The organism is Sphingobium scionense (genome assembly GCF_014197035.1).
GTDB lineage: Bacteria > Pseudomonadota > Alphaproteobacteria > Sphingomonadales > Sphingomonadaceae > Sphingobium > Sphingobium scionense.
The window spans coordinates 1-8,194 of the sequence record NZ_JACIEU010000066.1 but is presented as its reverse complement, the minus strand read 5'-3'; the positions used below and the strand labels follow the sequence as shown (position 1 = coordinate 8,194).

At 56.1% G+C, this 8,194-nt stretch carries 5 protein-coding genes and 1 pseudogene; 4 read left to right on the top strand and 2 right to left on the bottom strand.

Annotated elements, in window-relative coordinates:
* Positions 1-201: 201 nt before the first annotated feature.
* On the bottom strand, positions 202-1,437 hold the full coding sequence (locus GGQ90_RS28430; RefSeq protein ID WP_188084609.1) for a tyrosine-type recombinase/integrase: 1,236 nt from the start codon (positions 1,435-1,437) through the stop codon (positions 202-204).
* 341 nt (positions 1,438-1,778) lie between these two features.
* Here GGQ90_RS28430 and GGQ90_RS28425 point away from each other — a divergent pair, with 341 nt between their 5' ends.
* The 4 genes from GGQ90_RS28425 to GGQ90_RS28410 all read left to right on the top strand — a co-directional run bounded on the left by GGQ90_RS28425 (position 1,779) and on the right by GGQ90_RS28410 (position 7,790).
* Complete coding sequence (locus tag GGQ90_RS28425; RefSeq protein WP_188084608.1) at positions 1,779-2,957, top strand: tyrosine-type recombinase/integrase; 1,179 nt, start codon at positions 1,779-1,781, stop codon at positions 2,955-2,957.
* 484 nt (positions 2,958-3,441) lie between these two features.
* Complete coding sequence (locus GGQ90_RS28420; protein ID WP_164546131.1) at positions 3,442-4,500, top strand: CHAT domain-containing protein; 1,059 nt, start codon at positions 3,442-3,444, stop codon at positions 4,498-4,500.
* A gap of 282 nt (positions 4,501-4,782) precedes the next feature.
* Complete coding sequence (locus GGQ90_RS28415; RefSeq protein WP_126000367.1) at positions 4,783-5,553, top strand: helix-turn-helix domain-containing protein; 771 nt, start codon at positions 4,783-4,785, stop codon at positions 5,551-5,553.
* Complete coding sequence (locus GGQ90_RS28410) at positions 5,547-7,790, top strand: AAA family ATPase (RefSeq protein ID WP_188084607.1); 2,244 nt, start codon at positions 5,547-5,549, stop codon at positions 7,788-7,790. Before GGQ90_RS28415 ends, GGQ90_RS28410 begins: the two co-directional genes overlap by 7 nt.
* Before the next feature lie 71 nt (positions 7,791-7,861).
* Here the strand turns inward: GGQ90_RS28410 and GGQ90_RS29205 are convergent.
* Positions 7,862-8,194: pseudogene (locus GGQ90_RS29205) on the bottom strand (hypothetical protein); the annotation flags it as partial.

Genomic DNA, 8,194 nt, shown 5'->3' with positions numbered 1-8,194 from the left:
GGCTTCATCTTCGTTCCTTCGTCACTACGACGAAGCCCAGATCCTCCTTAAATCACAACCTCAAATCTGTGCCATTGGTGCTGACGGCGGACAGCTGGATTGCCGATCCGGCGACTTATCGGGAGGAAGGAAGCCTATGATGTCCGCTATCGCCGTGCCTGATCTCGTGATGAAGGCACGGCGACATCGCCACCCGCTACATCAGGCGACTTTGCTATTCGCTTGTCTGAACCTGCCCGTGATGACCTTCTGCCCATCGCGCAGGGCATCAAGATAGTCAGACCAGTGCTGCATCATCTGCACCCGTTCATCCCAATATTCTCCACGGGTGTAGGCGCGGCGGACTGCATTGTTGTCGCAATGGGCAAGTTGACGCTCGACCGCGTCGGGGTGCCATATTCCCATTTCATTCAGCAGTGTCGCCGCCATCGCCCGGAAGCCGTGACCGGTCATCTCATCCTGCGTGAAACCCATGCGCCGCAAGGCGGCGTTGATGGTGTTTTCCGACATGGGCCGGTCCGCCGAGCGGAGCGAGGGGAATAGGAAGCGGCTATAGTCCGCATCATGCTCAATGGATTCGAGAATTTCGAGCGCCTGACGGGAGAGGGGGATGCTGTGGGGGCGGCGCATCTTGGTCTTGTGCGGTGGGACGGTCCAGACCGCCTTGTCGAAATCAAAGTCGGCCCATTCGGCATGGCGTAGCTCCCCAGGGCGCACGAAAACATGGGGGATAAGTCGGAGCGCCGCCTTGGTGTTGGCGAAACCCTGGAACTCGTCAATAGCCCGTAGCAGCCCACCCGCATTTTCCGCGCTGGTAATCGCGGCGCGGTGGACAGGCTGGGGCGCGATCAATGCGCCGCGCAGGTCTGCCGCCACGTCGCGCTCCGCGCGAGCCGTGGCGATGGCATAGCGGAATATCTGGCTGCATGTGCTGCGTAGGCGCTTGGCCGTCTCGTAGCGGCCCTTGCCCTCCATTTTGCGCAGCATGGTCAAGACCTCCTGCGCGGTAATGGTAGTGACAGGGCGCTTGCCCAGCGACGCATTGATGAAGGCCAGCAGCCAACGCAGCTTTTTCATCGTGACGGCGGAACGGCCTTCGCGCTCGACCTTCACCAGCCATTCGTCGGCCACGGCCTTGAAGCTGTTGGACGCAGCCACAGTGGCGGCGATCCGATCCATCTTGATCTTCTCGGCGGGGTCGCCGCCCTTCGCCAGCACCTTGCGGGCAGCATCCCGCTGCTCGCGGGCATCCGCAAGGCCGGTGTCGGGATAGACGCCGAAGGCCAGCGTCTTCTGCTTGCCCATGTGGCGGTAGTTCATCCGCCAGTAGCGACCGCCATTGGGCGTCACATAGAGGAACAGGCCATCGCTGTCGGTGAGTTTATAGGGCTTGGCTTTGCCCTTGGCGTTTTTGATCGCAACGGCGGTAAGCGCCATGATGGTACCTCCTTCTGGGGGAGGGCCACGCTACCATCAGATATACCATCAAAATGCTGGTATCCGGTGGTCCAAGACCGCTCCGTATGGGATACCTATACCACGAAAAACCGCAGAAATCCGCCATTCCTGGCACCATCTGATACTCTCTGAGAGAGTATTTTGGTGACCCCTACGGGCGTATAACTTAAATCTCAGGCAGGTTCAGGACGTTCCTAAGTCCCCTGTAAATTCAGAGATTTGTCTTGTAGGGTGTTCGCGGTCGGTCGCTCTGATTTGCCTGAAATCCCATCAATGTGTGGGATCGATTGTGGGACCATTTCAGGCGGGAATTAGAACCGATGGCTTTGACAGCTTTGAAAGTGAAGAACGCCCAGCCGGGCCGTCATGTCGATGGTAGGGGATTATGCCTGGTCGTCAAACCAAGTGGCGCGCGATCTTGGGTTCTGCGGATGCAGAAGGATGGGCGTCGTCGCGACTACGGCTTGGGTTCGACCTTCGACGTGTCACTTGCTGAAGCGCGTGATGCCGCGATGGCACTGCGCCGTCAGGTGCGTTTGGGCGTCGATCCGGTCGCGGAGAAACGCAGGTCTCGAAGAGTCGTGCCTAGTTTTGAGACGGCCGCGCGGGAGTGCTACGAAGCGATGAAAGAGGGCTGGAAGAACCAGCGGCACGCCAGCTGGATCGCAAGCCTCGAGAACCACGTCTTTCCGTTGATCGGCGCCCGGCCCATCAACGAAGTAGACAGCCCTGTTGTTGTGGAAGTGCTGTCTCCGATTTGGTTGGACATACCGGACACTGCCCGCCGCATCCTGCAGCGTATTGGAGCCGTTCTGGATTTCGCGCACATCAAAGGCTGGCTTCCGGAAGAGGTATCCCTTCGTTCGGTCCGGAAGGGACTTCCGCGTCAGGCGGAAAAGGCCGGACACCTGGAAGCCATGCCATATGCCGACGTACCCTCTCTTATGCACCGGCTGGCGACGGCAGCATCGACGACCGGGCGCGATGCGTTGCGCTTCACGATCTACAATGCCGTGCGTTCGAATGAGACGCGTTTCGCGGTCTGGAGCGAGTTCGATCTTGAGAAGGCTGTCTGGACCATACCAGGAGAGCGGATGAAGGCGGGTGACACCCATGTTGTCCCGTTGTCACCGGCGGCCGTCGCATTGCTACGCAATCGTTGGAACCAGCGGAGCAGCGACACCGGTCTGGTTTTCAGCAACGATGGCGAAAAGCCGATCAGCGATATGACCATGACCAAACTACTCAGAGACGATGGCATCAAAGGGGTGACGGTGCATGGTTTCAGATCAGCTTTCACTGACTGGGCCGCTGAGCGGACCCGCTTCCCCAAAGAAGTGGCGGACAAGGCGCTGGCCCACAAGCTTTCGAACAAGGTTGAAGCAGCGTACCGTCGCACAGATTTCTTCGACAAACGCCGAAGCCTTATGGCGCGGTGGGCTGAATATCTCGAGCAATGGCCTTCGAAGAGTAATTCTTCGCGAAGATTGGCTGAATGACATGTAGCCGGTCTTTTTCCTCAAAAAGTAAAATTGGCAGATCGACTAAATCTCTGCCGACCTCTACGGAGCTATACGCGACCCGTCCGTGGAAAGGCGTTTCCAAGGGCAAGATGGCTTCCGACTTTCGATGATCGTCGGAAGCCATCTTTTATCTGGATGGCGCGACCCGGATTACCTGTCAGCTTTTGGCTGAGGATGGGACTTTCCGGTCAGGCGGCTTGAGAGCGGTTCAGTGAAAAAAGCTGCCGTTCACGAGCAGTTGCGTGATTGCAAAGCCGGGTCTCGCCGCTTGGCAAGGCGCTCGGGCCATCGGCAGAAGCGGTTGCAGCGTGATACGGCGTGGGGCGCGCCACACTTTTCGCCATACGCGAACGTCGGCATAGCAACTCCAAGTTGTTGGTTTTCAGGAGGTACGCAACGCCTTTGATCTTGGAACGCGCGGCGGCATCAGCTAGAACAGAAAAAGAACGAGGGGGTGCCCGTGCCGCTGTCAGATACCTATCGCCGCGACATCGAGCGATTGAAAGATAGAGAAGCCGCGCTGCAAAAGGATTTGCAGCGCTATGAGGCTGATGTCCACAAGGCGAAAGATAGCGCCCTTCGCTATGAATCTCAGATCAGGCCGAACAGTTCGGCCACATCCATTCGAAGCGCCCTGTCTTCTGCCTCGCGCGAAAACAAGAAGGCGGTGGACGCCGGAAAGAAGGTCGCGGAAATCAAGAAAAAGCTCGCCGACAATGCGCGAGATCAGGGCAACAAACAGCGCGCGTTGCTATCAGCTGAGAAATCGGAACGGCAGGCGGAGGATCGCGCCGTGCAGCGGCGCAGACAGCAGGAGAAAGATCACGCGCGGGAAATCTCACGGCTGACTTCCCCGCAAGTTCACTACGTACATATCAAGCCACCAGAACCAGAAAAGCTGCGCGTTCTCTATCTGACAGCTAACCCTGGCATGGACCTGCGAACCGATGCTGAGGTGCGGCAAGTCCAACAGGCCCTTCGGGGCGCAAAATATCGCGATCTTGTGTCGGTGGAGCAGCGCCCGGCAGCAACCTTTCAGGATTTGCTGGACGGTCTGAATGACATTCAACCTCATATCATCCATTTTTCCGGCCATGGGGGCGGCGAAGTGCTATTGATGGAAGGTGGCAGTCTCGAAGGCGGCTCGGAGCACTCGGTGTCCTTTCCGCTCTTGGTGAAGGCGCTGGATTCAACAGATCATCCGCCTACGCTTCTGGTTATGAATGCCTGTGAGACGCTGGAGGGAGCGGAAGTCATCCTTCCCGCCGTCCCGGTGGTTATCGCCATGTCCGACGCGGTGTTGGACATGGCCGCGATCCTCTTCGCCCAGCAGTTCTATGCGGCACTCGCGAGTGGGCAGTCTGTGGGCAGTGCATTGAAACAGGCAAAAGTCAGGATCGAGGCGGCGATGATCGACGACGAGGCCAGCGAATTGCCGCAATGCCTGTCACGGGAAGATGTGGATATTGCCTCATTAGTGCTGGTGAAAGCTACCGAGGGATATGGGGCGGAGCTATAGGAAGATATTCCATGTCCGTAAGCTTCGTCGGGCCTGGCGGTCGGCAGATTTCACCAAAGCAAAATCTGGTCAAAGTGGAGGCGGTCGGTTAGGTTGAATCAAGTAAACGGAGAGACTTTTTAGAGAAATTCAGGGGCAACTGAATGCGGCGATTAAAATTAATGCGACTGGCTGGTGGCCAGATGCGTGCCGATCACGTGCCGCTGCCTGCCGATCTTGTGCCGACCGAAGTGCGGCAAACCTTTGTAGCTTCGTGATTAGAAAGCAGACGCAGAGGTCACGATGAAAAAGGTCACGCCACAGGGCAGTTTGATAAAGCAGCTTCGATCGCAACTCGAAACGGGATCGCTGCAAAAGGAGATGTCGCACGCGATCCGCATCAGTGAGCGCCGGGTTCGGTTAATCGAGAATGAAAACGCCCCGGTGACGGTCCCTGAGCTGGAGCGTATCGCCGCCTACTTGGGAGTTCCGCGCGACACGATCGCTTATGCGATCAATACCCCAAAACTTGTTCTACCCGCCAGCGATACGACTCAGAGCCTTCTTGATGATCTCTTCAAGGATCGCGTCATCCCGCGTTTTGAAAAGGATCGAGCTTATGCAACGATGGACGAAGGCAAGCTCATCCATGATGCACAGCATTCTGAAGACCTCACTGTGCAGATCGACGTTCCGCTCAACGCCGAAACCAGCGAGTATGCGGAGGAACTGATCAGGCTTCTGACCGACCTCACATATTCAAAACGCGATTGGCTTTCGAAGACAACGCCAGCCGATGAGATCGCTCTGAGGCGGCGCGTTCGCCAACTTCTGGTGCTTCTGAAGGGCAATGATGTGTGGTTCTATTACACCCACCAGATGCGCCACCTGCCAGAACGGTATGACCTGCCTGCCGAGGGCGATCCCAGCGAATTGAAATTCCGCGTTGCGAGCGTGCTCGGACCGCCGGGGGAATACGGGGAGGAGTCGATCGACGTGAATGTCGATAACGGCCAGCCATATTTTATGAAGGGCTGGGATTCGAAAAAGAAGGGGGAGAATGAGGGATGCTGACAGGAATTAAGACGATCAAAAATTTAGGCGTTTTTGGCAACTACACCCAAGCGCCGGGGCTTAAGGCATTCTCACGTTTCAACCTGATATACGGAGAAAATGGGGCCGGGAAGACCACGCTCTCGCGGCTATTCTCCGCTCTGAACGATGGTGCGCATACGGAGTACCCGTTGCTTGAGTTCGCTGTTGACGGCGAGAGCGGCTCAATTGCCAAGGGCCAGAAATACAACCGCAAGCTGCGCGTTTTCAACGCCGATTACGTTGAAGCCAATATCGGGAAATTTGATGGCCCCATCCGCCCGATCTTGATCGTAGGCGTCGAGAATAAGGAACTCGCCGAAGAGGGGCGCAAGGAGCAGGCGACCTACGATGCTCGCCAATTGCGGATCAGGGAGATTTCATCCGCCGTCGAAAAGGCGACGACCGACAAGGGCAAGCTTTTCTCCGCTGTCGCGAAAACTATCGGTGAGGCGACCAGTGGCGCATCGCTTCGCAGCTATCGCAAGCCGGATGCCGAGAGAGACTTCGTTATCCTGCGTCCTCTTAAAAGCTATCCGGTCGATGAGCTTGAAGTTAGCCGGGCCACGCTCCGGCAGGAACAAGCTGATCCCGTCAATGAATTCGGACTCCCGCCGCAGCTTCGCGAAAGTGACGGAGAGCTTTTGCCATTCGTAGATGCCTGCGCGCAGTTCTCCCGCACGGTGGAAAACCTGACCCGAAAGACCGCTCAGGAAGGGGCATTAAAACGCCTCGTGGAAAACCCCGAGATATCTAAATGGGTTGAGGAGGGTGTCAGGCTGCACCGCGACCATTCCTCCGAAACGTGCGAATATTGCGCGCAACCTATCCCGGTGGCTCGCGCCGAAGCACTTGCTCAGCATTTCGGCGCAGCTGACCAATTGCTTAAGGCCGAGATCGAGGCGGCGATCGCCATGGGTATGAAGCTGGCTGGCAGCTTGGAAAAGATTGACTCCCCAGCCCAATCTTCGCTCTATGCCGAGCTTTGGAAGGACTACGAGGTCGCGACAGAGAACTGGGCATTGGCGCGCACGGCCTGCCTAGAGAGATTGACTGAGATTGATGGCATCCTTGCCGATAAGCTTATTCGACGATCCAATTCGTTTGAGATCGACGCAGGAATCCAAACGGATACGCTGGTCGGCACGGCGGACGTACTCAACGAGATTCTTGCCCGGCATAATCTCAAGACCGCGCAGTTCTCTTCTGCCAAGAGCAAGGCGCGGGAGATGCTTGAGCGCCATTACCTTGCCGAGATAGCTGAACAGGTCGCTGAATTTGAGCGCCAGATCGAGGCGCATAATACCGAGTCTGCCAAACTGACGAATGGTGCGCCGGAATTTGCCGATCCGCGCAGCATGGCGGAACTGTTAAAGTCGGCGGAGGAAAAGCGGGCGAAGGTATCGACCGCCCATGCGGGCGGCTCGGAAATGACAACCCGCTTGCGCGATTTCCTTGGGCGCACCGATTTGGAGTTCCAGTCGGGTGCGGAGGGTTATCGAGTTCTTCGGCGTGGTAAGCCTGCTAGACGCCTGAGCGAAGGTGAAAAGACGGCTATCGCCTTCCTTTATTTCATCGTCCAGCTAGGCGATCACGAGTTCGATGTGTCCGAGGGTATCGTCGTTATCGACGACCCGATTTCCAGCCTCGACTCCTCTGCGATTTACCAAGCATTCGCCTGCCTGAAAAACGCGGTAAAAAATGCGAAGCAGGTGTTCTTGCTTACACATAATTTCGAGTTCTTGAAGCTTCTGCTAAATTGGCTTGATGTCGTTAAGCGGCATACGTCGCATTACATGATTATATGTAGTGAAACGGCCACCGATCGCGTGGCAACGATTGGCGCTTTGGATCAACTCTTGATCGATCATCAAACTGAATATCAATTCCTTTTCAAGACGCTATATAATTTCAAATCTGATGGGACGATCGCATCTTGTTATCACATGCCGAATGTCGCCAGAAAGCTTCTTGAAACATTCCTTGAGTTTCATTCACCTTCATCCGAAAAGCTTTATAAAAAGCTCGAAGCAGTGACGTTCGATGATGACAAGAAGGCGGCTATTTATAAATTCACAAATGATAATTCGCATTTTACCGGGAAGGGTTTTGATCCCGCGATCGTCTCGGAAAGTCAAAAGAACGTAAAATATCTTCTTGAAATGATCGAGAGTGTTGCGCCTATTCATTACCAAGGGTTAGAAAAACTATCGGCCTAGCCATACGTTGCTGAATATGGCTTTCAGCAAATCGCCATAATTATAACCAAGCGCTTGAGCGGCTATTACGCTCAAGCTGTCTTGATCTTACCTGCCGGGATACACGCACCCGTCATGTTCGGTTTCATGTTGAGGTCGAACAAGCGGTGGCTCCGGCTCTGCCCTGCCCGGCAGTCAACCCAAGCCGTGTGGGCCAATATCAGAATAAACGCGAGCGAGGTTCGTGCACCGCCCCCCTCCAAGGCATCCAGAATGGGAAAGCTGGCGGACCGCACTTGGGAGTATGAAATTGGCTGTTCAACGACCGGGAAGGGTGTGCGCCGTGCAAAGGCGGCACTTTCTAGTGGGTGAAAGGCCCACCCGGCGATGCTCCAGCCGGAAGCAACCGGGGCAGGCATGGAGGT

Coding starts and splice junctions, on each gene's coding strand:
- GGQ90_RS28430 (WP_188084609.1), bottom strand. CDS start 1,437: ATGGCGCTTACCGCCGTTGCGATCAAAAACGCCAAGGGCAAAGCCAAG.
- GGQ90_RS28425 (WP_188084608.1), top strand. CDS start 1,779: ATGGCTTTGACAGCTTTGAAAGTGAAGAACGCCCAGCCGGGCCGTCAT.
- GGQ90_RS28415 (WP_126000367.1), top strand. CDS start 4,783: ATGAAAAAGGTCACGCCACAGGGCAGTTTGATAAAGCAGCTTCGATCG.
- GGQ90_RS28410 (WP_188084607.1), top strand. CDS start 5,547: ATGCTGACAGGAATTAAGACGATCAAAAATTTAGGCGTTTTTGGCAAC.